Origin of the sequence: Austwickia sp. (genome assembly GCA_016699675.1) — a bacterium.
Classification (GTDB): domain Bacteria; phylum Actinomycetota; class Actinomycetes; order Actinomycetales; family Dermatophilaceae; genus Austwickia.
In genome coordinates, this window is record CP064985.1 from 3,816,243 (window position 1) to 3,841,925 (window position 25,683).

Here is a 25,683-nt window from a genome sequence, read left to right on the forward strand (position 1 = left end):
CGAGCCCCGGGAGGGCCTCCGCGTAGGCTGAGACGGTGATCGACCTCGAGGACGTCCCGCCGCTGCGCCGCCCGCTCGTGCTCGCCGCGTTCGAGGGCTGGAACGACGCGGCCGAGGCGGCATCGACGGTGATCACGCACCTTGCGGAGGCCTGGGACGCCCAGCCGGTGGCCAGCCTCGACCCCGAGGACTACTACGACATGCAGGTGAACCGTCCCCGGGTGGCGCTGGAGGACGGCGTACGCCGGGTGACGTGGCCGACCACGACGATCCTCGTCGCGACGCCCCCCGAGCTGGACCGCGACGTGATCCTGGTGGACGGGATCGAGCCCTCGATGCGGTGGCGCAGTTTCGTGGGCGAGCTGTTGGACTTTGCGGTCGAGGCCGGGGCGGAATCCGTCGTCTGCCTCGGGGCACTACTCGCCGAGGTGCCGCACACCCGCCCGCTGCCGGTCATCGTGACCTCCGAGGACGCCGCGCTGCGGGAGCGCGTGCGGGCCGAACGGAGCAGCTACGAGGGCCCGACCGGCATCGTCGGGGTGCTCGCCGACGCCGCCCAGGCGCGGGACCTGACGTCGATGTCCCTGTGGGCGTCCGTGCCGCACTACGCGGCGGGCGCCCACTCGGCCAAGGCCACCCTGGCGATCCTTCGCCAGCTGGAGGACCTGTTCGGCTGGACCCTGCCGCACGGCGACCTCGCCGAGGACTCCCGGGCCTGGGAACGGGGCGTGGACGAGCTGGCGAGCGCTGAAGAGGAGGTGGCGGAGTACGTGCGTCACCTCGAGGCCTCGACCGATGCCGCCGACTCCCCGGCCGCCTCCGGCGATGCGATCGCCCGCGAGTTCGAGCGCTACCTGCGCGGCCGCGGCGAGCCCGACGCCTCCCGCTGAACCCCCCGCGCTTTGACTCGGGCGTTATGCGTGCCGGGGCCCGCATAATGCCCCTGTCAGAACAACGGCTGGCGGCCCGAAAGTTCAGCGCATCCCTAGAGGGCGATGCCGAGCAGCGCGTCGGCCGTGGCGCGGATCAGCGCCGGGGCGCTGGCGTCGTCGCCCGCGCCGGTCAGGGCACTGGCGGCCCAGCCGTCGAGGAGCGTCAGGGCCGTCGGAGTGTCGAGGTCGTCGGCGAGCGCACGACGTACGTCGTCCAAAACCGGACCCGCCGCGGGACCGGCCGGCCGGGCGACCGCCGCCCGCCATGCCGCGAGCCGCTCCCGCGCCGCGACCAGCTCCTCATCGGTCCATTCCCAGTCCGCGCCGTGCCGGTGGGCGAGCAGCGCCAGGCGCACCGCCATCGGGTCCTCGCCCTCGGCGCGCAGCCGGGAGACGAGCACGAGGTTCCCGCGGGACTTGCTCATCTTGTGGCCCTCGTAGCCGACCATCGCCTGATGGACGTACGCCGTCGCGAAGGGCTCCGCCGCCCCGTCCCCGGGTTCGTCGACGAGGGCGGCGGCCTGCACGGCGCTCATCTCGTGGTGCGGGAAGATCAGGTCGGTGCCGCCGCCCTGCACGTCGAACGCCCATGCCCAGGTACTCCAGCGCGATCGCCGTGCACTCGATGTGCCAGCCGGGACGCCCGGCGCCCAACAGCTGTGACGGCCACGACGGCTCGCCCGGCCGGGCGGCGCGCCACAGCAGCGGGTCGAAGCGGCCGCGCTTGTCGGTGCGGTCGGGGTCGCCGCCGCGCTCGGCGAACACCGCGTCCATGGCGGCCTCGTCCCAGCCGCTGACCGCTCCGAAGTCGGGCCGTGCGGAGAGGTCCAGGTAGACGTCGCCGCGCGCGCCCTCCCCGGCCTCCTCGCCGTCGGGCAACGGCAGCTGGTACGCCGCGCCGCGGGCGAACAGCTCCGCCACCCTGGCCTCGATGAGGTCCACGGACTCGACCACCCCGACGTAGTGATCCGGCGGCAGCACGCGCAGTGCGGTCATGTCGTCGCGGAAGAGCTGAGTCTCCCGCTGCGCCAGCGCGCGCCACTCGACGCCGTCCCGCGCCGCGCGTTCGAGCAGCGGGTCGTCGACGTCGGTGACGTTCTGCACGTACGTCACCTCGTGCCCCGCGTCGCGCAGCAGCCGGTTGAGGACGTCGAAGGTGAGGTACGTCGCCGCGTGGCCCAGGTGCGTCGCGTCGTACGGCGTGATCCCGCAGACATAGAGGCGAGCCGTGGGCCCGGGCGTCAGCTGGACCGCGCCTCGCCGGCTGTCGTAGACCGTCGGTGCCGGCGCGGAGCCGGGCAACGTGGGCAGGTCGGGGGCGTCCCAGGCGATCACGAAGGCAGCCTACCCGCGGGTCGAGCCGTCCCCGCCGGGGGCCGCCGGCCCGCCCGCCGGCCAGCAGAGTGCGACAGCGGCGGCGTTCTGGGCAACGTCCAGCGGCGGTTTAGAGCGGCGGCCAGGGGATGGAATGCCAGTCCCCGCTCGGCGCGGGGAACACGCCGGCGTCGAGCAGCCGGGCGACGCGGCGTCGCAGGGCCTCGATCTCCGCGGCGGTGATGTGCTCGGCCAGCGCGGCGCTCAGCGAGTCCTCCCCATCCTCGGCGAGGGCTTGCGTCAGGCGCCCCAGCCGGTCGATGTCGGCCGGGGGCAGCGGGTCGCCCTGCCAGCCCCACAGGATTGTGCGCAGCTTGTCGTCGGCGTGCAGGCTGACGCCGTGGTCGATGCCCCACAGGCCGCCGGTGCTGTCCCGGAGCACGTGGCTGCCCTTGCGATCGGTGTTGTTCAGGGCGGCGTCGAGCACCGCCAGCGAGGCCAGTCGAGGCAGGTCGGCGTGCGCGACGACCACGTCGGTGCCGTCGGCGAGCTGCGCCGGGAGCACGGGAAGCCAGCCCGGGGTCGCCGCGCCCGCCTTGACCAGCGTCACGACGTGGGCGTCCTCGGGGTCATGCAGTTCGGTGGCCCGCCGCGGCCGCGGCCGGCGCCGCCGCGCCCCGCCCCCGGAAGCCGCGGCCCCGCCCCGAGTCGCGGTGGCGCCCCGAGTCGCGGTGGCGCCTGAGTCGCCGCCGGCCGGCGCGTCCGATCCCGCGTCGGCACCCGCGGGGGACCCCGTCTCGGCGATCGTCTCGGAAGCGTCCGGGGCATCGGGATCGTCCGGTATGCCAGGCGGCAGCGCGCCCACCCAGCGCTGCAAGGCGCCATGCACGTCGTCGCGCAGCACGGTCGCGGGGACGAGCCCCCATCCCCCGGCCCGATCCACCAAGCACGCGGCGACCTCCCGGCCGGCGAGCGTGCCGTCCGGGAAGTCCCACAGCGGCCGCTCGTAACGGACCGGCTTCAACACGGCGTACCCGCGTCCGCCGTCGGCCCGCACCCCGTCCACCACGACCAGGAACACCCCGTTGGAGGCGTCGGTGAGCTGTCCCACGACCTCGATGGCGCCGGTGCGCAGGGCCGCGAACGTGGCCGCGTCGGCGGCGTCGAGCGGCACCGGGTGTCCGCCGGCTCCGGGCAGGCTCATCGGCCCGGCGCCCGATCGGCGGTGTTCAGCGGCGGTATCCGTTGGCTCGTGGGCAGATGTGCCCGTCCGCGTCGATGGGACCCGCGCAGAACGGGCACTGGGGGCGCCCGGCGTCCACGACGCGGCGGCCTCGGCGGGCGAAGGCCCGGGCCATCCCGCCGGGCAGGCTCACCCGCAGCACCAACTGGGTGGGGTCCGTGGCCGGGTCCACGGCGTTCTCGCCGGCCTCGGCCAGCTCCTCCGCGTCCGCGGTGTCGAACGAGTCGCCCACCGCGTGCAGCTCCAAGACCAGCCGCCGCACCTCCGGGTCCCAGGACAGGCCCATCGTGCCGACCCGGAACTCCTCCTCGACCGGCGTGTTCAGCGGCCGGTCGTCCACGAACGGCCGCGCGGCCTGCTCGGTCGCCTCACCGCCCGCGAACTCGTCGAGCAGGTCGTTGACCCGGTCCGCGAGGATGGCGACCTGTGTCTTCTCCAGGCCCACCGACGTGGTGCGCGGGCCCGCGCTGGCCTGCAGGTAGAACTCCCGCTGGCCGGGCGGCCCGATCGTGCCCGCGACGAACCGCTCGGGCGGATCGTAGGAGATGAGCGCCATGCACTTGACCTTACGGCAGCGGCCCCGCGCGTGGCGCTAGCCCCCGGCGCCGTCGCCGCCGCCCACGACGGCGTCGCCGTCGGCGGGCCCACCGCTGCCACCGTCTCCGCCGCCCTCGGGTCCGCCCGCAGGGCCACCCGCGGGCGCGGGCGACGGCAGCGCCGTCCACACCGCCCCCGTGTCATTCGTGCGGATGACGAACGGGCGCTGGGCCGTGTACCGCACCACCGACACCCCGGCGGGGTCGACGTGCCAGCGCTGGAAGAGGTCCAGGGGGCAGCCTGCGGCGTCGGCCAGGATCGCCTTGATGACGTCGCCGTGGCTGACGGCGGCCCAGACGGCCCCCGGCCCGTGCTCCGCCTCGACCGTGGCGTCCAGCTCGCGGACGGCGGCGACGGCTCGCGCCGACATCTCCCGAATGGACTCGCCGGGGTGTGCCTCCGAGTCCGGGAAGCGGGCGGCACTGGGCTGGGTCTGGACGACGCGCCACAGCGGTTCCTTGGCCAACTCGGCGATGGGACGGCCGGTCCACCCGCCGTACCGGCACTCCCCCAGCCGTTCGTCCTCGATCCGGGGGATGTCGCGGCCACTCACGACCAGGTCGAGCGTCTGCAGGCACCGCGTCAACGGGCTGCTGACGACTAGCGCCAGCGGCACCGCCTCGAGCCGAGCGCCGAGCGCCGCGGCCTGCTCGCGCCCCCGCTCGTCCAACTCGACGCCCGGCGTCCAGCCGGCGAGCAGGCCGGCGGCGTTCGCCGTCGTCCGGCCATGGCGGATGAGCAGGACCGTTGCCATGGCCGCCATCGTACGGCGCGGGCGAGCTGCGGCCGCAGCCCGACTGGCGCCACCCCGACGTGCTGCAAGAATGGCGCCCGTGATCGTGGACAAGGCCGTGTACCGCGACGGCGTACGGTGCGCGTGCGGCGACGTTTCCGAGGAGCTGGAGCGTCTGCGCGCCTCGCCCGAGAAGGGCTTCCTGTGGATCGGGCTCAAGGACCCGACCACGGCCGAGTTCGCCGAGCACAACGACGAACTCCAGCTCCACGACCTCGCCGTCGAGGACGCCCTCAAGGGCGACCAACGCGCCAAGATCGACATCTACGAGAACACGATCTTCGTCGTGCTGAAGACCCTGCGCTACATCGAGGCCACCAGTGACGTCGAGACGGGCGAACTGATGATGTTCGTCGGGGACCGGTTCGTCCTCACCGTCCGCTACGGGGAGGCGAACCCGCTGGCCGGCGTACGGCGCCGCCTCGAGGAGAGCCCGCAGCATCTCGCCCTGGGGCCGATGGCCGTGATGCACGCCGTGATCGACCACATCGTCGACGCCTATCGCGCCATCGACATCGAGCTGGGGCGCGACCTCGAAGACATCGAGGAGGCCGTGTTCGACGGCGACCGGGACGTCGCCGGCACCGAGATCTACAAGCTCAAGCGAGAGGTCCTGGAGTTCAAGCGGGGGGCGGTCCCGCTGGTGGCGCCGATGCGCCGGCTCCTCGGCGACGCCCGGGTGCTGGTGCCGAAGAAGCTGCGGCCGTTCTTCTCCGACGTGCTGGACCACCTGCTGCAGGTCTGCGATCACTCCGAGAGCTACGACCGGCTGCTGTCGGACATCCTGTCGGCGCACCTGTCCCAGCAGGCCATCCGTCAGAACGAGGACATGCGCAAGATCTCCGCGTGGGTGGCCATCGTCGCGGTGCCCACCATGCTCGCCGGCATCTACGGCATGAACTTCGACAACATGCCCGAGCTGCACGCCGAGTACGGCTACTTCGTCCTGCTCGGCGTGATGCTCACGCTGTGCGTCGGACTGTACGTCGCGTTCCGGCGCGCGAAATGGCTCTGACGACGGTCTCGGAGGACTCGGGCGCGGCTGGCTGCCGGACGGAATCAGCGGGCCGAACCGGCGGGCCGGATCAGCGGACCGCGATCCAGCCAGCCCCCAGCGCGACGGCGAGCAGCAACCCGGCCGGCACCCGGTAGTAGACGAACGCCTTGAGCGAGTTCGTCGCCACGAACCGCAGCAGCCAGGCGATCGACGCATAGGCCACGACGAAGCTGATCAGGATGCCGACGGCCATGGGACCGGGCGGGACCACCTGGAAGTCGACGTCCTTGAGCTCGAACAGGCCCGCGGCGGTCAGAGCGGGGATGGCCATGTAGAACGACAGCTCCGTGGCCACTACGCGATTGATGCCGCTCAGCAGCCCCGCGGAGATCGTGGCGCCCGAGCGGGACACCCCCGGGATGAGTGAGAAGCACTGCATGAGACCGAGCTTGACGCCGTCCGCGATCGTGACGTCGTCCTCGGCCCGGACCCGGCCGGCTCGCGCGGTGCGGTCGTGGCGCATCTCCGCGATCCACATCACCGCGCTCCACAGGATGAGGGCGCCCGCGACGACCCACAGGGAGCGCAGCTGGTCCTTGATGACGTGTCGCCCGAGGAAGCCGACGATCCCGACGGGCAGTGAGCCGATGAGGACCGCCAGGGCCAGGGTCCAGTCGTGGTTCGCCCGGGCCTGCGGCGAGCGCAGGCCGGCGACGAAGGCCTTGAGCAGCCGGACGATCTTGGCCCAGAAGTAGACCAGCGTGGCGGCGATAGCGCCGACCTGGATCGTGGCCGTGTAGCCGGTGATGGCCGGGTCGTCGATGGGCAGGCCCATCAGTTTCTCGGCGACGGTCAGGTGGCCGGTGGAGCTGATCGGGAGGTACTCCGTGATCCCTTCGACGATCCCCAGGACGACGGCGTGCCAGTACGTGAGTTCCACTCGTGCCTCTCGGTCGGCGGGGCAGCCTGCGCGGGGTTCCTCCGCCGTTGCCCCCTGGCGACACCCGCAACGCGGCGGGTGGGCCCCGACCGCCGACGCGGGAGTCTAGGCGCGCAAGCTGAACGCCCGCTCCATGTCTCCTGGGAACGGGCGTTCAGCGTGCTGCTGGGCGCGGGCCGCGGGCGTCAGCGGCGTGCGGGCCGGACGTCTGCCTCGTCGGCGTCGTCCTCCTCGTCGTCGAACTCGATGTCCTCGTCGTCATCCTCGTCGTCTTCGTCGTCGCCGTCGAGGTCGTCGTCCTCATCGAACTCGTCGTCGAGGTCGTCCTCTTCGTCACCGCTGTAGATCTCCAGCGGGGTGACCTCCCCGAAGGCCTCCATGAGCGCGTCGTCGTAGGCGTCGAACGCCTCGGCCAGGTCTTGGTACGCCGCGACCACCGCGGGATCGTTTTCGCCGCGGCGCGAGGAGGCCGCCTCGAGGTGACGCTCGAGGGCGGACACGAACGTGGCAAGGGCGGCTCGGGCATCTGCGCTCATGCCCCGCACGCTATCGCGTCCACGGCGCCGGGTCACCCGGGTTGGGGTCTGTGTTGTCCTCTGGACGGGCGCCCGTCCTCCCTCGCGCAGGGACGGGCCGGAGGCAGGGCGGGGACGGGCCCGGGGGCAGGGCGGTGACGGGCCCAGGACAGGCCGGACACGGGGTAGGGCCGATGACCGATCCCCGGGCCGCGGCCGATGCGGACCACCCGTCACAATGGCGTCGATGATCGAGTACGAGTACCGCGTCATGACCTTCGGACGCCAGGTGAGCCGCGAGGAGGCCCGGCGTGCCCTCGTCGAGGCCGCCGAGCACGGCGACTGGGAGCTGACTCGCACCCGGCACTACGTCGGCGGGGCCCGTCGCTCCTGGCTGCGCCGCAAGATGGTCCGGGTCCCCCGCGCGCTGGTCGACGCCGTCCGCGCCTGACTGCACCCGGCCTGGGCGAGTTCGACATGCCGCCGGGAACCTGCCCGACCAGGGGGGCGTCGCAGTCATCATGGACTCGGGAGCGTGTGCAGCGTCGCCACGCCGTCCAGCACACGCGGCGCCCGCATCGGAGCGCCGCAAAGGAGGTTCGATGCGACGACGTCGCAGCACGGTGGTCTGCCTGGGGCTGACGGCTGTCTTGGCGACATCCCTGGCCGGGTGCGGAGCCGATGAAGACCAGGGCGGCGGCGGCGGCGACCCGGAGTACACCGGGATCTGCGTCGACAAGAGCACCGGCGTTCGGTTGGACGACTCGGTGTGTGAGAACGACCCCCTTCCTGACGAGAAGGACTTCCAGGCCCAGGCGGCCGTCAACGCCGGGTCCGATCCCGCGGTCGCGCAGACCTCCACAGCGGACGCCTCGGCCAGCCCGCCGGGAGCGTCGGCGTCGGCTTCGTCCCCGACGCGCACCGGTACGTCGACGCCGGCGGACACCGCGGCGCCGACCTCGCCCGCCACGACCCTGCCCACCACGGCCGGCACCACGGTCCCGACCACGCCCGGCTCGACGGGCCCGAGTGGTACCGGCGCCGGCGTACCGTCCTGCGTTCCCACCGGCGCGACCGTATCTCCCGCGGCGACCATCACCGCGACCCTGCCCGTCGAGGCCTCCCCCACGGCCAGCGCCGTCCCCACGGTGTTTGAGGGCGCCTGCCCGCCGGGGCAGGTGCCGGCCGGACCGAGCGGCACGCCGGCGCCGGTGACGACGACCGTCTACCGGCACTCCACCTCGCACGGCTGGTTCTTCATCCCCTGGGGACTGTGGTCCCCGCCGATCGGACACCGCGCCACTTACGGCAGTTACGCGCCGCCGACCGGCACGACGTACACCCGAGGGGGCATGACCCGCAGCGGCGGGACCGTGACCAAGTCCTCGGTCTCCGGCGGCAAGGTGTCGACCTCCCGCGGCGGCTTCGGCGGCTCGGGCAGCAAGGGCGGCAGCTGATGGAACGGCATCGGGTCCAACCGCGGCCGCACTGGCGCGAGCGGGTGGTCGAGCAGGGCCTCGTCTACCCCACGACGCGGGACGACGCCGGCCGGGAGCGGCCCTACTGGTTCGAGGAGGCCTGCTACGTCCTGACCGAGGACGAGGTCGACCTGCTCGAGGCGGCGACCGAACGGCTGCACGGCATGTGCCTGGAGGCGGCCCGGTTCCTCGCCACCGGCGCGATGGGCAATCTCGGGCTGCCGCCCGGTTCGCTGCGGCGCGCGGGCGAGTCATTCGCGAGCAACCCGCCGAGCCTGTACGGCAGGTTCGACCTGCGCTACGACGGGCAGGGACCCCCGAAGCTGCTGGAGTACAACGCGGACACCCCCACCGGGCTGCTGGAGTCGAGCGTGGCCCAGTGGTACTGGCTGGAGGACACCCACCCCGACCGCGACCAGTGGAACTCCCTGCACGAACGGCTCGTGCTGGCCTGGCAACAGCTCGCCCCCCGGCTCGCCCCCGCCCCGGTCTACTTCGCCCACCACCAGGACGAGCAGACCGGCGAGGAGGAGATGACGGTCGGCTACCTGCGCGACACCGCCGAGCAGGCCGGGTTGCGCACCGCCGCCCTGACCGTCGGGGACATCGGCTACGACCGCGAGCGGGGCTGCTTCGTCGACCTCGACGGCGCCCCGATGCGGACCGTCTTCAAGCTCTACCCCTGGGAGCTCATGCTGCGCGAGGAGTTCGGCCGGTACGTCGAGGCGCACCCCCGCGGCCCGGAGTCCACCACGTGGCTGGAGCCCCTGTGGAAGGTGCTGCTGTCGAACAAGGCGCTGCTCGCCGCGTTGTGGCAGCTCTACCCGAACGACGAACTCCTGCTGCCGGCCTACCTGGACAACCCGGGCCAACTCACCGAATGGGTGGCCAAGCCGCTGCATGGGCGCGAGGGCGACAACATCCGCATCCACGCCGGCGGGGTCCAGGAGACGCACGGCGGCGACTACGGCGCCGAGGGCTGGTGCTACCAACAGTGGGCGCCGCTGCCGCAGTACGACGGCAACAAGGCCGTCCTCGGCAGCTGGGTCGTCGACGGTCACGCCGCGGGTCTGGGGATCCGCGAGAGCGACGGTTGGGTGACCGACTACCACGCGCGGTTCGTGCCGCACCTGATGACGTCGGGCCGGCCCAGCGACGCCGTACGGCAGGCGTGGCTCGCGGACGCGGGTGCCCAGGTGCAGGACGATGAGCGTGGCGCGGCCCGTACGGCGTACGCGGGCGGGACCGGCGGCACGGACGCTTCCGGCGCCTCCGGCGGTTCCGGCACCGGGGCACCCCGCGGGATGCTGCCGCTCGGCGGCGCCGAGACGCCCCCGCCAGGCGTGCAGGACCTGCCGTACGGCCACGACAAGCCGGCCGACCCCGAGACGAGGAGCCACCGATGATGACTGGACTGCTGTACGGCGCCGCGTACGCCCTGTTGGGCGTCGGGCTGCTGGTGGCGGGGTTCTTCGTCTTCGACGCGATCACCCCCGGACGGCTCGGCGCCCGGATCTACGAGAACCGCTCGGTGAACGCCGCTGTCATGGTGTCGGCGATCTTCCTCGGGCTGGGCGCGATCGAGGCGGTGGCGATCTACACCAACGGCGCCGCGAACTTCGGCAGCGCCTTCGGGTGGACCGCCGGGTTCGGGGCCGTCGGCATCCTCCTGCAGGCGGTCAGCTTCCTGATCCTCGACGCGGTCACGCCGGGCTCGCTGCGGGAGATCGCGGTCGACGAGAGGTTCCATCCCGGGGCCGTGGTCGCGGCCGCCTCCATGCTGGCCGTCAGCCTGGTGGTCTGCGCCTCGATCTCCTGAGCCGAGCCCAGATCCGCGAGCGCGACCGGCGCGCGCCACCGGGGGCGGGGCCGGGGTGCAGCAGGGTCCGGCGGGGCCGGTCACCGGCCGCCTCGCCGAGCGTTCGCCGATTTCAGCGGCCCTGGTGCCCGTGCTAAGGTTTCGTGCTGTTGCGGCGCGCCGTCAGGCCCTCTTTGGGGGGCGGCTGGGAGCCTCGCGACACCACCGGTCCGGGTGGCGGAATGGCAGACGCGCTAGCTTGAGGTGCTAGTGCCCTTAACGGGCGTGGGGGTTCAAGTCCCCCTCCGGACACTTAGCATCTCGGCTGGTCAATTCCCATGTAGGACTTCCGGAAAGCCTGTGGAGGCAATTGGGGATCCTGCGGCCTGACCTGACCATATCGTGGGATGGCCAGCATCTAGGCACGTTGGAACACCGACGGGGCTACCACTTACCGCGTGATCTGGCGCGAGCCCGGCTCCTCCCGAAGCCAGGGGTGTCGTACGTCAATAAGGCGCAACGCTAGCGCGCCATCCTGGAGCAGGTCGGCGGCCAAGCGGCCCCTGCGCGTCCTGTAGGCCGAGGACTCGGCGACCGCCGACACCATCGCCCAGGTCATCACCCGGAAGGTCGAGGTCGACCTCGCTGCGATCCGCGCAAAGGCAGGGGCGTGGTGGGTGCAGCGTACGACGGCGAGCATCGCACGCCCGTCACGCCGGCCGCCGTCTCGCAGGATCTGCTGCGGGTCGACGCACGGAACCGGGCGCTGCGGACCTCGTGCAGGGCCTGGCCGTTGACCCCGCCGCGGCGGTGGGTGTGGCGCTGGCGTTGTGGCTACCGGACGCGGACCTGTCTTCGCGGGAGGCGTGGATGGTCCTCGGCCTGTCGGTCGGCAAGAGCGTCCTGACGGCGCTCGCGTCGTATCTGCAGCGTGCGAAGCTTGACGGGGCGACTGGTGCGCTGTTGCCGCCGGCGCCGCAGCCGGCCCGGCTGACCCGGTGGGGCCGTCGGTGCCGTAGCCCTCGCGCCCCTCTCTTCCTCGGCGGCGCCGTTGCCGAGGACGCCCCAGGCCCCCTGCTTTCGTGCGTCCGGTGTCAGGCTGCAAGCTTCGCCAGTTGTGCCTTCAGGATCGCCGTCGCGGGCGATTCCATATAGCTGCTCTCACCGGGGTTGGCACCTTCGGAGGCCACCAAGTATCGACCGGTCGTCGAAATGAGGGCGACGTACACGCCGCCGTTGTTCTTGTTGGTGCTCGCGAGCACATTCGGCATCCCGTACGGGGGTGCCTGGATCGCCAGTGGCGCCTTCTTGCCGTCGACCGTGATGGACGGGCATGCCTTGACGTATGTCCGATTCGCCGCCAGAGCGGCAACCGCTCGTTCCGGTGTCCCATAGTCACGGATGGTCACGAACACCCCGGACGGCCCGCCGCTGGTGAACACTGCAGTGGTCGAGCTGGAATCTGGAATCGGCGCCGCCGGGGCAGCAGGGCAAAGCTTGGTCCATCGGTCGGCCGTCATGGGTCGCATGTTCGCGTTGACCTTGCCCTCAATGGCAGAGTCACGGTGGTACCCGTTGAGGAATCCGTCGGTCGGCAGCTCGTCAGCGGCGATGAGCATCCGGTCCAGGCTGGGCGGCGCTACGGACGGTTCCGCGGTGCTGGTCGTGGTGCTGGTCGTGGATGATGAGCTGGCTGCGGATGCCGTCGTGCTGGTAGCCGGCATGGTGGCTTCGGCCTGGCCACCGCACGCCGTGAGAGCGGCGGCGCCGGCGAGGGTCAGGGCCGCGAGGGCGGCGCGGGTGGTGGGGAACATGGTCGGTTTTCTTCCTGCTCGGTGGGGGGGGTGATCGGTGTTCGCTGTACTGGTTGTCTCATCGGCCGTGCCGAGTGGGATGGAAGGCCCCTGGCGCTCCCCAACGCCAGGGGCTGGTCCCCATCGGTTCACGGCAGGCAGTAGATGGTGAACGCCGCCGGGGCGGTGGCGATCAGTGCGAGCGGCCCGACGGCTTCGGCCAGGCGCTCAGCGATGGTGAAGGGCCGGGAGTCGGCGGCGCTCATCGTGCGCTTCGCAGGATCCGGGCGAGGCGGGCGGCGTTCTGGGCCTGGCGCTCGTCGAGTTCGGTGTCGACCTCGGCGCGGCGCTGGGCGATGCGCTGGGTCATCGCGAGCTGTTCGAGCGTGGCGTTCATGGCGGAACCCCTCGGGCGTCACCCGGTGTCCCCGGCGGGGACAGACTCTAGGGGTTTTGCACGTCCGGAGGGTTCCGAGTTACCTCTAACGAATGCTGCGACCTGCGCCTATGCGCCTGACGTGGCATCCTGTGGGGGTTCAAGTCCCCCTCCGGACACCACACATCAGCCCGACAAATTTCTCTCCGCCGAAAAAGCAGCCTTCTGCCGAATTCGGATGCGCGCGGGCGCCGCTCGGAAACGCTGCCGCCAGTTCTCGCAGGGCTAAGCGACGGTTTCCACCCAGAGGGCCACGATGTGGTCGCGGGTGAAGCTCACCGTGGCCGCCTCGGCGAACGTGCGCGCGGTGGTCCCGGTGACCACGATCTCGTAGCTGTCGATGTGCTCGTCGTGGATCAGCCGCTGCAGATGGTCGTTCGGGTCGCCCTGGAACGGCTTGGTCAGCCACTCGGTGCCGTCGACGGTGATGAGGCGGACCTGCATCATGCTCATGGGATTCGCTCCTGGGAGAAGGGGCCGCGTGCGGCGGGCGGTGGACGACGTCGGCGAGCGCGACGCCGGTGGGCCGGTCAGGCGCCGGAACGGCGGATCTGGCGGACCTCGCGGAGGCGCTGCACGGTCTCGGAGTCGTACTCCAGCGCCGCCGGATCGTCGATGAAGCCGTTGAGCACGAGCGCGTACCCCCCGGGGCTCAGCCCGAACGTCTTCATGGCCGCCTCGAGCTTGTACTCCTGAACCTGCTGACCTTGGCCCCATTCGCGCTCGAGGTCGATCACGCCCCTGTCTCGCTTCGACAGGTCAACGGTGCGACGTCTCGGCATGGTGCCACCTCCTCGGCACCCCTCATCGGCACGCCCTGGGCCCGCCTGAGCCGCGTCGGCGTCAGGACGCGGGGCGCCGCAGGGTCAACGCCACGAGGACGGGGCCGCCCCGGCTCGGGCTGGGTCCGGCGGCCCCGCAGCCGGGCTCCCCCGCCGCGGTCGCGGAGGCACACGAGCCGCATCCCCCGCCAGGACATCCCTGCGCCAGCTCGCTCGCCTGCAGCCGGCCGATCCGGACGAGGTGGTCGACGCCGGCCCGGACCACGTCGTCGGTGAGTCCGGTGCGCCGGGCGACCTCGGCCAGGCTGGTCGCGCCGGCCCCGAACGCCTCGAGGATCTGGGTGAGCGGACCGCTCACGCGATCAGCCGACCGATCTGGAAGATGGCGACGGCCAGCCCCCAGGCCACGATCAGCTGGATCGCCAGGCCGAACAGGGTCCAGCGGGTGCCGATCTCGCGCCGCTGGGCGGCGAGGGTGGCGACGCATGGCGTGTAGGCGAGCAGGAACACGAGGAACGCCAGGACCGCGGCGGTGGCGTGGCCACCCGAGGAGGCCACGAACGCGTCCGTGATGTGCTGGCCCAGGTGGTCTGCGCCGGTGGACTCGGGGTCCGCCACGGCGTACGTCTGCGCCCACGAGCTGATCACCGCCTCCTTGGCGATGAAGCCGACGATGAGGGCGCTGGCCGTCTGCCAGGCGCCGAAGCCGGCCGGGTCGAACACGGGAGCGATGGCCTGCGCCGCCACGCCGTACGCGCTGTTTTCCACCGCGACCGCGCCGAACTCGCCCCCGTGCACCGGCGTGGACTGCAGGGCCCAGACGACGATGACGGTCGCGACGATGATGCCGCCGGCGGTGTGCAGGAAGCCCCGCAACCTCAGCCACATGACCGTCAGCGACAGCCGCGCCGTCGGTCGTTGATAGGGCGGCAGGTCCAAGATGAGCGGTTCGTGACCCATGGTGCGCCAGAGCGTACGCCGCAGCGCCATGCCCACCAGCAGCACGAGCAGGATCGAGGTGACGTAGAGCCCGAAGACCACCGTGCCCGCATGATCGGGGAAGAAGACCGTGGCCAGCATGACGTACACGGTCAGGCGCGCGCTGCACGACGTGAACGGGACCAGCAGGGCCACGAGGATCCGCTGCCGGGCCTGACCGAGGATCCGGGTCGCGGCGATCGCGGGCACGTTGCAGCCGAAGCCCACGACCAGCGGCAGGAACGCCTTGCCGGGCAGCCCCAGCCGGCGCATGAGCCGATCGGTGACGACGGCGGCTCGCGCCATGTAGCCCGAGTCCTCCAGCACGGCCAGCAGCAGGAACATCAGTGCCATCAGCGGCACGAACGTGAGCAGCATGCCGACCCCGGCGATGAGCCCGTCGACGACCAGGCCCGCCACCGGGGTTTCGTCGAGCCCCACCGCGGCGAGCAACGTCCGGGCCCCGTCGGAGACCGGTCCGCTGAAGAAGCCCTCCAGCGCGTCCTGCAGGGGGGCCGCGACGGTGGTGGTGATCTGGAAGACCAGCCACATGGCGGCGAGGAACAGCACGGGCCCCGCGACCGGGTGGGTGGCGACCGCGTCGATGCGGTCGGAGCGCGTGCGGCGCTCCTCGCCGGTACGGCGGGTGCCGGCGGCCACCGCCGCGTCGATCCAGGCGAAGCGCTCGTCATCGATGCCGAGGTCGTCGTCCGAGGCGCCGACCGCACGCGCCGCGGGCACCGGCTGTCGGAGGCTGGTCGCGATCACCCCGGCCAGCTTGTCGTGGCCCTTCCGCTGGCGCGGGTCCAGCAGCACGACGGGGCAGCCGAGGGCCCCCGCCAGCGCTCCCGCGTCGAGGTCGATGCCTCGCCGTCGGGCGACGTCCGCCATGGTGACGGCGACGACGACCCGGTAGGGGTGCTCGCGCAGCTGAGCCACGAGGTGCAGGCTCCGCGCGAGGTGTGCGGCGTCCGCCGCGACCACGACGAGGTCGGGTCGCTCGGCGGCGGGGGTGTCGACGAGGAGGTTGCGGGTGAGGGCCTCGTCCGGGGACAGCGGGTCCAGGCTGTACGCGCCGGGCAGGTCCAGCACCGTCGCGTCGACCGCGAGGCCGGCCCGGGCCGGCCAGACGCCCGAGCCGACCTCGACGGTCGTGCCGGGCCAGTTGCCGACGGTACGCCGGGCGCCGGTAATCGCGTTGAACAGCGTGGACTTTCCGACGTTGGGCGCACCGACCAGGGCGATGACGGCGCTGCCGGCCGGTGCGGCGCTCTGCGCCCCCTCCGCGCAGCACGGCGGCTCCAGGAGGCGCTCCGGAGCGCCGGAGGGCTCGCGCCGCTGGGCTGCGGGAGTCGGGGCCTGGTTTGGGGTGCGGGTCGGGCTCTGGGTCGGCGTTTCGGTCTGGCTGGGGCGCGGGGTCTGGTTCATGCCGCCGAACCCGAGAGTTCGATCACGCGCGCCGTCGCAGCGTCGAGCGCCACCCGGGCGTCGGCCACGTTCAGGATGCGACCGCCGCCTGCGGTCCGTCGCAGCACCGCGACCTTGGCCCCAGGCCGGACGCCGAGTTCGGCGAGCCGCCGGATCACTCGCGGGTCCGCCGCCACCGCGGCGACGGTCAAGGGTTGGCCGAGTGGGGCGTCTGAGACTGTTTGACGGTGCATGGACCCAGAGTACACAACCAGGTAAGGCTCACCTTACTTAACGGGTCATCACCTCCCGGCGGCTTGCTCGTCAGCACTCCCCCCGGCTGAGGACGCGACGCAGGCCCCGCCCGAATCGGGCGGGGCCTGCGGTCACGAATCTGTCAGTCAGGGACGCGGCTTGAGGTCGTCCGCGTCGAGACGACCGTCGTTGTCACGGTCCATCTTGTCCTTGAGGCCCTCGCGGCCCTCGCCGACGCGAGCGTCGCGCTCGACGTTCGCGTGCCCGTCGCGCTCGACCTCGACCTGCTCCTTGGCCACGGTCTCGGTGACCTGGCGGTCCTCGGTGTGGACCTCCTTGCCGAGGCCGACCCGCTCCTTGGCGACGGTCTCCTTCTCGACGACCGGACGCTCCTCGTGCAGCGTCACCACGGCGCCGTCGTCGTCACCGATGCGGCCGCCGTGGTCACCCTCGCGGATGGGCTCGCGCTCGACGACGTACTCCTCGCGCTCCACCGGGACCGTGATGGTCTTCTGCTCGGTCACGACGTGCTTGCGCAGCCGCACCTGCCCGGTCGCAACGCGCTCCTTGCCGACGTGCAGCTCCTCCTCGCGGCGGACGACCGAGTCGCCCTCCACGCGGTCGGTCCGCGCGCGGTCGGCGTCGGCCCGGTTCACGTCGTGGTCGATGCCTACACGGTCGCGGTCGGCGACGTGGTCCGTGGCGACACCCGTGCCGGCGACGCCGTGGCGCTCGTCGACCCCGTGCCCAGCACCGTCCAGGCGGTAGTAGCGGTACAGCTCGGCCTCCTCCTCGGGGGAGATGTGGCCGTCTGCGTCGACGCTCGGGGCGTCCTTGATGAAGTCCTTGGTGTACGGCACGCGCAGGTCGTCCCCCTGCGTAGAGGCGCCTGCCAGCGGAACGAACGTCTCCCGGGTACCGAACAGGCCGGTCTTGACCGTCGCCCAGGTGGGGCGTTCGCTCTGGTCGTCCAGGTAGATCTGCCCCACGCCACCGACCTTCTCGCCGGTTTCGTCGATCACGTTGGCGTGGTACATGCGGGCGAGCTCGTCCTGCGTCATGGCCTTGTCGAACATTTGTGCTCCTTCGTCCGTCGTGTCGTCGGGGCGGTCCCCCGCGACCTGGGCGAGAGGAAAGCGGTTGAGCCGTGCCCTCCGGGCCACTCGGCCGCCGCATTCCCCTGGGTACTGAGCGGCCACCTGTCGGCTACCGCACGGTCCGACGGTCACTGTGCCCGGTCGCGCAGGCGGCAAACCTGGCGAATCGGAATAACAGGTGATCGCAAGGTTAAGACCTGGTACGCCGTGTGAAGGCGCGGGTCCGAGCGCGCCCCGCGGGAGGTACGTCAGCGCGGCCGGCGCCGCACCGACCCCGGATGGATCACCGCGGCCGATGCACGACGAACGGAAGCACGTGGGCCGCCCCGGCACGCCGCAGGGCGGCACCGGCGATCGTGACGGCCCACCCCGAGACCGAGGCGTCCACCACGAGCAGCACGCAAGGCACCCCGACGACCGGCGGCGGGGAGGCCTCCAGTGCGTCCCGCCAGTACGCCGCCTCCTGCGCGGAGGCCGCGTCCGGTGGCGGTCCGTCCCCGTCCCAGGGCCACCGCGTCACGGGCAGGCGGCCGACGGCGCCCAGGTGCGTGGCGACCGCCTCGGCCACGGCCGGCAGCCGGGCCGCGTCGAGCCACACGACCGCGTCGGGGCGGGCCGGCCAGTCGTCCTTCCAGCCGATCAGGGCGGTCACGGCCGCCGCGAGCAGTTCCGGTTCGACGGACCCCCGGGAAGCCTGGGACCCGTGGGGCGCTGGGGACGGCTGGCCGGCGAGGCTGCCGGCCCGGGCGTCCGCCCACTCCGGGGCGTCGGCGTGCACGAGGACCCGGCCGACGACGACGGCCAGGTCGGGAGGGATGCGACCGCGGGCGCCGAAGGCCCCGCCCGGCCACATCTTCCGAGGCTCCAACTCGTGCGTCCGGCCACGCAGCACCCGGCGTACGGCCGTGACCGTCCCCTCCGGCGGCCGCGCCGACCACCCCTGCGGCAGGTGCCCGCGGCACACCGAGCAGCGCCCGCAGGGCGCAACCGAGGGATCGTCCAGGGCACTCTGCAGCAGCGCCATCAGGCAGGATTCGCCGGCGAGGTAGCGGCGCATGATGTCCGCCTCGCGGCGCCGGGTCGCGAGGACGCCCGCATAGTGCTCCGCGTCGTAGAACCATTCCCGCCCAGTGGCGCGCCAGCCCTCCGTGCCCCGATCGACCACCTCGTCGACGGCGAGCTGCTTGAGCAGCAGCTCGACCTTGGTCCGGCGCAGCCCGGTCTCCGCCTCCAGGGCGGGCACGCTGGCGGCGGGTTCGTCAGCCCCGGGCAGCGCCGAGAGCAGGCGGGTCACGTCGCGCGGATCGGGAAGGGTGGCCGTGGCGAAGTACTCCCAGATGCGCTCGTCCCCCTCGGCGGGCAGCAGCGCGACCACGGCCCGCTCGATGGCCCGCCCGGCGCGGCCGACCTGCTGGTAGTACGAGACGGGGGACGGCGGCGCCCCCGCATGCACGACGAAGCCCAGGTCGGGCTTGTCGTATCCCATCCCGAGCGCCGAGGTCGCGACCAGCGCCTTGAGCCGGTTCGCGCGCAGGTCGTCCTCGAGGCGCTCGCGCTGCGCCCCCTCCAGCGCGCCGGTGTAGGCGGCCACCGGCAGCGCCGCGCCGTGGCGGGCCGTGATGGCGGCCGCCAGGCGCTCCGCGTCGGCCACCGTCAGCGTGTAGATGATGCCCGAGCCCGGCAGCACGGGCAGGTGCTCGACGATCCAGGCGTAGCGGGACAGCGCGTCCAGGCCGGGCACGACCGCCAGGTCCAGGCTCGCGCGGGCCAGCGGGCCCCGCTGGACCAGCGTCGAGTCCCCCAGCTGCGCAGCGACATCCGCGGAGACCCGCTCGTTGGCCGTCGCGGTGGTCGCGAGCACGGGGGCCGCCGGGTTGAGCCGGCGCAGGACGTCGGCCACCCGGCGATAGTCCGGCCGAAAATCGTGGCCCCAGTCGGAGACGGCGTGGGCCTCGTCGATGACCAGAAGGCCCAGCCGCCCGGTGAGCCGGTCCAGAACCCGCCGGCCGAACGACGGATTGGCCAGCCGCTCCGGAGACACGAGCAGGACATCGACCCGGTCGCCCGCCAACTCCCCCTCGATGCGGTCCCAGTCGTCGCGGTTGGCCGAGTTCAGCGTCTCCGCGGTGAGCCCCGCGCGGCGGGCGGCCGCGACCTGGTCGCGCATCAAGGACAACAGCGGCGAGACGACGAGCGCGGGGCCGGCCCCCCGGGCGCGCAGCGCGGCCGCCGCGACCCAGTACACCGCCGACTTGCCCCACCCCGTGGCCTGGACCACCAGCACCCGCGCCGCGGGCCGTAACAGCGCCGCGACGGCCTGCTCCTGGTCCGGCTTCAGCCGCGCGCCCGGCCCGGCCAGGGCCGCGATGACGCGGTCCGCCACGGCTGCTGCGGCGGCGTCCGGGATGCTCCCCGCCGCCCCGGCTGCCTCGGTGTCCGGCGTGCCTCGGCTGTCCTGGGGCGATTGGGCGGTCCCGTCCTCGGCGGCGGTGGTCAGCGGGTCAGAACCTTCTTGGCGGCCGCGTCGGCCTCCCGCTTCTCGCGCAGTTCCCGGCGCAGCGCCGAGTCGCGCTGATCGAGGGCGGTAGCTTCCTCCAACGTGGGAGCGATCCCGCCCAGGCGCCGCGGCAGGAATTGCCGATCCTCGCCGGTCAGCTGCGGGTATTCGCGCTGCTCGATGTCCAGCATCTCCTGCATACGCCGCTTCAACTCCGCATTGGCCTCGTCGATGGAGGCGTCCTTCGGGACGATGTACGGCTGCCCGATCCGGATCGCGACGGGGGTCTTCGTGCGGCCGAGCCGCTTGGGCTTTCCCTTGGACCAGATGCGCTGGCCGCCCCACGACACCACGGGCAGGATCGGCGCGCCGGACGCCTGGGCCATGCGCACGGCCCCGGACTTGAACTCCTTGAGCTCGAAGCTGCGGCTGATCGTCGCCTCCGGGAACACGCCGACGATCTCGCCGCTCTTCAGGGCCCGCAGCGACGCCAGGAACGACTCGGCGCCGGCCTCCCGGTCCACCGGGATGTGCTGCATCGCGCGCATGAACGGACCGCCGACGGGGTGCCGGAAGATCGCCTCCTTGCACATGAACCGCACGTAGCGGCCGGCCATGTCGGCGATGAACCCCCCGAACATGAAGTCGAGGTAGTTGGTGTGGTTCAGCACCATGACGGCGGGACCCGTGCGGGGAATGTTGTGCACGCCGGTGACCCGGAAGCGCAGCCCCTGCAGGGCGAAGACGGCGTGCCCGGTGTCCACCACGGCGCGGTAGAAGCGATCCATGGGCCAAACGTAGCGCCCGGGCGCGGCCGGGCTGAATCGTTCCCGATCCCTGGCCGGTAACCTGGCCGAATGCTGCCAGGGGTGACCGGGACCCGGTACGTCGTCCCCTTCCGCGAGGGCGGTTCGCTGCCCGGCCTGGTGGAGGCCGACGACCTGGGCATGTACGTCGTCAAGTTCCGCGGCGCCGGCCAGGGCCTGAAGGTGCTGGTGGCCGAGGTGATCTGCGCGGGACTGGCGCGGGCGATCGACGTACGCACCCCCGACCCCGTGCGGATCGTGCTGCCCGACGCGATCGCCCGGTACGAGGCGGACGAGGAGGTCCAAGACCTGCTGCGCGCCTCCCCCGGCGAGAACCTGGGAATCGACTTCCTGCCCGGGTCGTTCGGGTACGACGGGTCGCGGCCGCCGCCCCCCGGGGAGGCCGCCGCGATCCTGTGGCTCGACGCATTCACCGCCAACGTCGACCGCACCTGGGCGAACCCCAACCTGCTGCACTGGGGCGGCGCCACGTGGGCGATCGATTCCGGTGCGGCGCTGTACTTCCACCACTCCTGGCCCAGCCGCGCGCCCGATCCCGCCCGGTTCGCCGCGCAGCCGTTCGATGCGAGCACCCACGTCCTCGCCTCGATCGCCGACCCGCCCGCCGCGGCGCATGCGGAGCTCGCGGCGCGGCTCACACCAGAGGTGATCCGGTCGGTCGTCGCCGACGTGCCCGACGGGTGGCTGGAGCCCACGCCCTGGCTGGCCGACGCCGGCGCGGTCCGCACGGCGTACGTCGAGCACCTCCTCGCCCGCCTCGCCAACCCCGGGGCATGGCTGCCCGGCGCGGGAGGCGCGCGATGACCGCCGTACCCACGGGCTCCCCGACCCCACCGCTGCCCTACCAGTACGTCGTGCTCCGCTGCGTCCCCCGCGTCGAGCGGGAGGAGTTCCTGAACGTCGGTGTCGTCCTGTACTGCCAGGACGCCGACTACCTGGGCTGCGCCTGGTGCGTCGCCGAGCCCCGCTTGCGCGCGGTGACCCCGGCGCTGGACCTGGCCGCGCTGCGGGCCGCGCTCGCGGCGGCCGAGGACGTGTGCGCCGGCCGCGAGGGCGGGGGGCTGCCCAGCCTGGGCCGCCCCGGGGCCCGGTTCGGCTGGCTCGCCGCGCCGCGCAGCACGATCCTGCAGCCGGGGCCGGTGCACGGCGGGGCCACCGCCGACCCCGAGGCCGAATTGGCACGCCTGGTAGACCTGCTCGTGGGTTAGCGGGCCGCGCCGGGACGGGGCCGCTCGGTAGGCTCGACGCCATGAACCTCGACCGACCGACTCCCCCGGACCCGTACTCGTTCCTGCCGAAGGTCGCCACGTTCGCCGTCGATGCGGCCTTCCCCGACGGCGGCCAGCTCCCCGAGGAGCAGGTCTACGCCAAGGGCAACGCCTCGCCCGCGCTGCGCTGGTCGGGCGCCCCCGAGGGCACCAAGAGCTACGCGGTGACCTGCTACGACCCGGACGCGCCCACGCCGTCCGGATTCTGGCACTGGTTCGTGGCCAACATCCCCGCCGACGTCCAGGAGCTGCCCGCGGGGGCCGGCGTGGAGCACGGCGGCGAGCTGCCCACCGGCGCCATTCAGCTGGCCAACGACTACGGGACCCGCGACTTCGGTGGCGCGGCGCCGCCCGAGGGCGACCGCCCGCACCGGTACATGTTCGTGGTCGCCGCGTTGGACGTCGAGCACCTCGACCTGGAGGCCGACACGCACGCCGCGAAGGCGAGCTTCATGATGCTGCAGCACATCATCGGCCGGGCGTTCGTGACGGGGATGTACGCGGCCTGACCGGCCCGCCCCCGGCGCCACGGGCACTGTCGCCACCACCTTGTCGAAACCGCGCTGTCGAAACCGCGCTGTCGAACCGTGTCGAAACCGTGCTGTCGAAACCGCGCGGTGGCGTGACCGTTCGTGACCTGCGCTTTGGGTGCCATGGCACCCTTTGCGCAGGTCACGAACGGTCACGTGGCCCGTAGCGCCCACATCGCGACGGCGCTCGCGGCCGCCACGTTGAGCGAGTCGACGCCGCCGGCCATGGGGATGCGGACGATGAGGTCGCAGGCGGCGACCGTACGCCGCCCGAGGCCGTCGCCTTCGGTCCCCATGACCAGGGCGAGCCGCTCCGGCGGGTCGGCCGCCAACTGGTCCAGCGAAAGGGCCCCCGCGTCCAGCGCGAACGCCGCGACGGTGAAGCCCGCCGCGCCGAGCGCCGCCACCCCAGCGGGCCATGGCTCAATCCGGGCCCACGGCACCTGGAAGACCGTCCCCATCGAGACCCGGATGCTGCGGCGGTAGAGCGGATCGGCGCACCGCGGCGTCACCAGGACGGCGTCCACCCCGAGCGCCGCGCCGCTGCGGAAGATCGCCCCGACGTTGGTGTGGTCGACGATGTCCTCCAGGACCACGACGCGGCGCGCCCCCGCCAGGACGTCGGCCAGCGGCGTCGGTTCGGGTCGGTGCATCGACGCGATCGCGCCGCGGTGCAAATGGAAGCCGATCATCGCGGTGATGATGGCGTCGCTCCCGACGTACACGGGCACGTCCGATGCCTCGGCGGCGGCGACCAGGTCGGCGAGCTCGGTGACCCACCGCTCGGCCATCAGGTAGGACCGAGCCCGGTGCCCCGCGCCCAGCGCGCGACGGATGACCTTGTCGCTCTCGGCAAGGTACAGGCCGCGCTCGGTGTCGAGCTTGCGGCGCAGCGCTACGTCGGTGAGCCGGAAGTAGTCCGCCAGCCGTTCGTCGGCGGGATCGCTCACGCGAATCGGCATGGCGCGCCTCAGGCGGGGAACAGCAGGAGCCGCGCGAGCGCCACGGACCCCACGATGATGATCACGGCCCGCAGGACGTTCGGCGAGAGCCGCCGCCCGATGCTGCTGCCGAGCAGTCCCCCGAGGGCGCTGCCGACGCCGATGCACAGCACGGCGCCCCACGAGATCTCGGACCAGCGCAGCGCCATAAACAGCAGGCCGGAGACCAGGTTCACCAGCGGCACGACGACGTTCTTGACCCCGTTGATGCTCTGCAGGCTGACCGGCAACAGCAGGCTGAGCAGGCCGACCAGGATGATCCCCTGCGCCGCCCCGAAGTAGCCGCCGTAGATGCCGGTGAGGAAGGCCACCACCGGCACGAGGAGCGGGTGCGTCGCGGCGTCCCGGCGCTCGTCGCGGGCCGCGCTGGCCGCGTGGGCCCCTCCCACCTCAGCAGCCTCGGCCTCCGCGGCCCGGCGCGCCGCGCGGGCCGCGCTCGCTCGCTGGATGCGCGGTCCCACCGCGACCATGACCAGGCCGAACAGGACGAGCACGGGAACGACCGCGCCGAACACCGCGGATGGCAGCACCAGCAGCAACAGCCCGCCCACGGCCCCCCCGAGCACGGCGGGCGGCACCAGCCGCCGAACCAGGGGCCGGTGCGCGGCGATCTCGCGGCGATAGCCGTAGGCCCCCGCCAGCCCGCCGGGCAGCAGCCCCACCGAGTTGCTCATGTTGGCGACCAACGGCGGGTACCCCAGCACCAGCAGCGTCGGGAACGTCACCAGCGTCCCGGAGCCGACGATCGCGTTGATGGTGCCCGCGCCGACGCCCGCCAGCGTGATGGCGACGATCTCGAGCAGCGACACGCACCCACCTTAGCGGTGGGCGCGTGTCGGCTTCGCGGTCGGGGCCTCGATCAGCCCTGGCCGGGGGCCTGCGGCGGGCGTCCCCACGCGCCGGGGTCGCCCTGCTGCGGCGGGTACGGCGGGCGCGGCGGCAGCTCCTGCTCGATCCGCGGCGACGGTTGTACGCCGTGCTGCGGCTGCCCCGGCGACTGGGGGTGGGGCTGGGGCTGACCCGGCGCCGGAGTAGGCACCTGACCCGGGGCGCCACCGGGAGCCGCCGGTGGCCGCGGGGCGTCGCCGTGCGGCGGCGTGGGCGGCTCCGGGCGGGCCGGCGCCGGACGCGGCGGGACGTGCCCGGTGACGTGGGCGCTGGTGTCCTGCGCCTCGGACGACGTACGGGCCGCCTCGCTGCGCGCCTCCGCGAGCGCCTCCTCGGGGCTCTGCAGCATCGTGTTCGCGAACGCGTCGTCCTGCGCCTGGGTCGGCACCCAGGGAGACTCGTCGTCCGCAGGCACCGGCTGCTGCCCCCCGAGCGCCGCGCTGACCCCCCGCAGGGCGTCGGTGAGCTCGCTCGGGATGATCCACATCTTGTTGGCGTCGCCGCGCGCGAGCTGCGGAAGCACCTGGAGGTACTGGTAGGCGAGCAGCTTCTGGTCCGGCTTGCCGCGGTGGATCGCCTCGAAGACCTGGGTGATGGCGCGGGCCTGGCCCTGGGCCTCCAGGATCCGCGCCTGGGCCGAACCCTCGGCCCGCAGGATCTGGCTCTGCTTGTCGCCCTCCGCGGTGAGGATCGCGGACTGCTTGACGCCCTCCGCGGTGAGGATGGCCGCGCGGCGGTCGCGCTCGGCGCGCATCTGCTTCTCCATCGAGTCCTGCACGCTGTGCGGCGGGTCGATGGCCTTGAGCTCAACCCGCGCGACCCGGATCCCCCACCGGCCGGTGGCCTCGTCGAGGACGCCGCGCAGCTGCCCGTTGATCTGGTCGCGGCTGGTCAGCGTCTGCTCCAGGTCCATCGAGCCGATCACGTTGCGCAGCGTGGTGACCGTGAGCTGCTCGATGCCCTGGATGAAGTTGGCGATCTCGTAGACCGCGGACTTCGGGTCAGTCACCGAGTAGTAGATGACCGTGTCGATGTTCACCACGAGGTTGTCGGAGGTGATCACCGGCTGCGGCGGGAAGCTGACGACCTGCTCGCGCAGGTCGATGTTGGCCCGGACCCGGTCCACGAAGGGGACGAGCAGGTGGATGCCGCCGTGCAGCGACGAGTGATAGCTGCCCAGCCGCTCGATGATGAGGGCTGTCTGCTGCGGGACGATCCGCACCGCCCGGCTGATGGCCACCACGCCGAAAACGACCAGCAGAAGCAGCAGGATGAGCACCGGATTCATGTCGACTCCCTTTCCCCGAGGTAAGCGGC

Annotated in this window: 26 protein-coding genes, 1 tRNA gene and 1 pseudogene; 10 read left to right on the plus strand and 18 right to left on the minus strand. The window is 72.6% G+C overall.

From position 1 onward, the window contains the following. Positions 1-35 precede the first annotated feature (35 nt). Complete coding sequence (locus tag IPK37_17450) at positions 36-890, plus strand: PAC2 family protein (GenBank protein ID QQS00576.1); 855 nt, start codon at positions 36-38, stop codon at positions 888-890. Positions 891-985: 95 nt separating this feature from the next. Here IPK37_17450 and IPK37_17455 read toward each other — a convergent pair. The 4 genes and pseudogenes from IPK37_17455 to IPK37_17470 all read right to left on the minus strand — a co-directional run bounded on the left by IPK37_17455 (position 986) and on the right by IPK37_17470 (position 4,849). Further along, positions 986-2,267: pseudogene (locus IPK37_17455) on the minus strand (cysteine--1-D-myo-inosityl 2-amino-2-deoxy-alpha-D-glucopyranoside ligase). Between the two features lie 109 nt (positions 2,268-2,376). Further along, complete coding sequence (locus tag IPK37_17460) at positions 2,377-3,450, minus strand: SCO1664 family protein (GenBank protein QQS00577.1); 1,074 nt, start codon at positions 3,448-3,450, stop codon at positions 2,377-2,379. A gap of 25 nt (positions 3,451-3,475) precedes the next feature. Beyond that, the gene (locus IPK37_17465; protein QQS00578.1) at positions 3,476-4,045 is read right to left on the minus strand and encodes a DUF3090 family protein; all 570 of its coding nucleotides are present in this window, start codon (positions 4,043-4,045) and stop codon (positions 3,476-3,478) included. 36 nt (positions 4,046-4,081) lie between these two features. Next, on the minus strand, positions 4,082-4,849 hold the full coding sequence (locus tag IPK37_17470; GenBank protein QQS00579.1) for an MSMEG_4193 family putative phosphomutase: 768 nt from the start codon (positions 4,847-4,849) through the stop codon (positions 4,082-4,084). Between the two features lie 70 nt (positions 4,850-4,919). Between IPK37_17470 and corA the strand changes: the two genes are divergently transcribed. Next, positions 4,920-5,894 carry a magnesium/cobalt transporter CorA gene (corA, locus tag IPK37_17475; GenBank protein ID QQS00580.1) on the plus strand — a complete coding sequence of 325 codons (975 nt, stop codon included), beginning with the start codon at positions 4,920-4,922 and terminating at the stop codon, positions 5,892-5,894. 70 nt (positions 5,895-5,964) lie between these two features. Here the strand turns inward: corA and IPK37_17480 are convergent, their stop codons facing one another. Continuing rightward, the gene (locus IPK37_17480; protein QQS00581.1) at positions 5,965-6,816 is read right to left on the minus strand and encodes an undecaprenyl-diphosphate phosphatase; all 852 of its coding nucleotides are present in this window, start codon (positions 6,814-6,816) and stop codon (positions 5,965-5,967) included. A 185-nt stretch (positions 6,817-7,001) separates the two neighbouring features. Further along, the gene (locus tag IPK37_17485) at positions 7,002-7,352 is read right to left on the minus strand and encodes a primosomal protein (protein QQS00582.1); all 351 of its coding nucleotides are present in this window, start codon (positions 7,350-7,352) and stop codon (positions 7,002-7,004) included. Positions 7,353-7,578: 226 nt separating this feature from the next. Here IPK37_17485 and IPK37_17490 point away from each other — a divergent pair, with 226 nt between their 5' ends. The 5 genes from IPK37_17490 to IPK37_17510 all read left to right on the plus strand — a co-directional run bounded on the left by IPK37_17490 (position 7,579) and on the right by IPK37_17510 (position 10,919). Next, complete coding sequence (locus IPK37_17490) at positions 7,579-7,782, plus strand: hypothetical protein (protein QQS00583.1); 204 nt, start codon at positions 7,579-7,581, stop codon at positions 7,780-7,782. 151 nt (positions 7,783-7,933) lie between these two features. Further along, the gene (locus IPK37_17495; GenBank protein QQS00584.1) at positions 7,934-8,788 is read left to right on the plus strand and encodes a hypothetical protein; all 855 of its coding nucleotides are present in this window, start codon (positions 7,934-7,936) and stop codon (positions 8,786-8,788) included. Beyond that, positions 8,788-10,215 (plus strand): glutathionylspermidine synthase family protein, encoded by a 1,428-nt coding sequence (locus IPK37_17500; protein QQS00585.1) that lies wholly within the window; start codon positions 8,788-8,790, stop codon positions 10,213-10,215. The genes IPK37_17495 and IPK37_17500 overlap by 1 nt, the downstream gene beginning before the upstream one ends. Further along, complete coding sequence (locus IPK37_17505) at positions 10,212-10,628, plus strand: DUF350 domain-containing protein (protein QQS00586.1); 417 nt, start codon at positions 10,212-10,214, stop codon at positions 10,626-10,628. The genes IPK37_17500 and IPK37_17505 overlap by 4 nt, the downstream gene beginning before the upstream one ends. 207 nt (positions 10,629-10,835) lie before the next feature. Continuing rightward, positions 10,836-10,919: transfer RNA gene (locus IPK37_17510), tRNA-Leu, on the plus strand. A gap of 782 nt (positions 10,920-11,701) precedes the next feature. Here IPK37_17510 and IPK37_17515 read toward each other — a convergent pair. The 9 genes from IPK37_17515 to IPK37_17555 form a co-directional block, all read right to left on the minus strand. Next, entirely contained in the window at positions 11,702-12,421 is a 720-nt protein-coding gene (locus IPK37_17515) for a hypothetical protein (protein ID QQS00587.1), read from the minus strand. Positions 12,422-13,061: 640 nt separating this feature from the next. Further along, the gene (locus IPK37_17520; GenBank protein QQS00588.1) at positions 13,062-13,289 is read right to left on the minus strand and encodes a hypothetical protein; all 228 of its coding nucleotides are present in this window, start codon (positions 13,287-13,289) and stop codon (positions 13,062-13,064) included. Between the two features lie 77 nt (positions 13,290-13,366). Continuing rightward, complete coding sequence (locus tag IPK37_17525; protein QQS00589.1) at positions 13,367-13,573, minus strand: DUF3263 domain-containing protein; 207 nt, start codon at positions 13,571-13,573, stop codon at positions 13,367-13,369. Positions 13,574-13,679: 106 nt separating this feature from the next. After that, complete coding sequence (locus IPK37_17530) at positions 13,680-13,976, minus strand: hypothetical protein (GenBank protein ID QQS00590.1); 297 nt, start codon at positions 13,974-13,976, stop codon at positions 13,680-13,682. Then, on the minus strand, positions 13,973-16,024 hold the full coding sequence (gene feoB, locus IPK37_17535; protein QQS00591.1) for a ferrous iron transport protein B: 2,052 nt from the start codon (positions 16,022-16,024) through the stop codon (positions 13,973-13,975). Before feoB ends, IPK37_17530 begins: the two co-directional genes overlap by 4 nt. Continuing rightward, positions 16,021-16,215: a ferrous iron transport protein A gene (locus tag IPK37_17540; protein QQS00592.1), complete on the minus strand. Its 195-nt coding sequence runs from the start codon at positions 16,213-16,215 to the stop codon at positions 16,021-16,023. The genes feoB and IPK37_17540 overlap by 4 nt, the downstream gene beginning before the upstream one ends. A gap of 189 nt (positions 16,216-16,404) precedes the next feature. Next, complete coding sequence (locus IPK37_17545; GenBank protein QQS00593.1) at positions 16,405-17,334, minus strand: YsnF/AvaK domain-containing protein; 930 nt, start codon at positions 17,332-17,334, stop codon at positions 16,405-16,407. 304 nt (positions 17,335-17,638) lie between these two features. Next, on the minus strand, positions 17,639-19,762 hold the full coding sequence (locus tag IPK37_17550) for an ATP-dependent DNA helicase RecQ (protein ID QQS02983.1): 2,124 nt from the start codon (positions 19,760-19,762) through the stop codon (positions 17,639-17,641). 86 nt (positions 19,763-19,848) lie between these two features. Further along, complete coding sequence (locus IPK37_17555) at positions 19,849-20,640, minus strand: 1-acyl-sn-glycerol-3-phosphate acyltransferase (GenBank protein ID QQS00594.1); 792 nt, start codon at positions 20,638-20,640, stop codon at positions 19,849-19,851. A 69-nt stretch (positions 20,641-20,709) separates the two neighbouring features. Here IPK37_17555 and IPK37_17560 point away from each other — a divergent pair, with 69 nt between their 5' ends. The 3 genes from IPK37_17560 to IPK37_17570 are packed head-to-tail and all read left to right on the plus strand — an operon-like array spanning position 20,710 to position 22,456. Next, on the plus strand, positions 20,710-21,483 hold the full coding sequence (locus tag IPK37_17560) for an aminotransferase class I and II (GenBank protein ID QQS00595.1): 774 nt from the start codon (positions 20,710-20,712) through the stop codon (positions 21,481-21,483). Continuing rightward, on the plus strand, positions 21,480-21,887 hold the full coding sequence (locus tag IPK37_17565; GenBank protein ID QQS00596.1) for a DUF3037 domain-containing protein: 408 nt from the start codon (positions 21,480-21,482) through the stop codon (positions 21,885-21,887). The genes IPK37_17560 and IPK37_17565 overlap by 4 nt, the downstream gene beginning before the upstream one ends. Before the next feature lie 41 nt (positions 21,888-21,928). Then, positions 21,929-22,456: a YbhB/YbcL family Raf kinase inhibitor-like protein gene (locus IPK37_17570; protein QQS00597.1), complete on the plus strand. Its 528-nt coding sequence runs from the start codon at positions 21,929-21,931 to the stop codon at positions 22,454-22,456. A 173-nt stretch (positions 22,457-22,629) separates the two neighbouring features. Here the strand turns inward: IPK37_17570 and IPK37_17575 are convergent, their stop codons facing one another. Genes IPK37_17575 through IPK37_17585 form a run of 3 tightly spaced genes read right to left on the minus strand, consistent with a single transcriptional unit; the run spans position 22,630 to position 25,654 of the window. Continuing rightward, the gene (locus IPK37_17575; GenBank protein QQS00598.1) at positions 22,630-23,439 is read right to left on the minus strand and encodes an RNA methyltransferase; all 810 of its coding nucleotides are present in this window, start codon (positions 23,437-23,439) and stop codon (positions 22,630-22,632) included. Between the two features lie 8 nt (positions 23,440-23,447). Continuing rightward, positions 23,448-24,287: a sulfite exporter TauE/SafE family protein gene (locus IPK37_17580; protein QQS00599.1), complete on the minus strand. Its 840-nt coding sequence runs from the start codon at positions 24,285-24,287 to the stop codon at positions 23,448-23,450. A gap of 50 nt (positions 24,288-24,337) precedes the next feature. After that, on the minus strand, positions 24,338-25,654 hold the full coding sequence (locus IPK37_17585) for an SPFH/Band 7/PHB domain protein (protein ID QQS00600.1): 1,317 nt from the start codon (positions 25,652-25,654) through the stop codon (positions 24,338-24,340). Between the last annotated feature and the right edge of the window lie 29 nt (positions 25,655-25,683).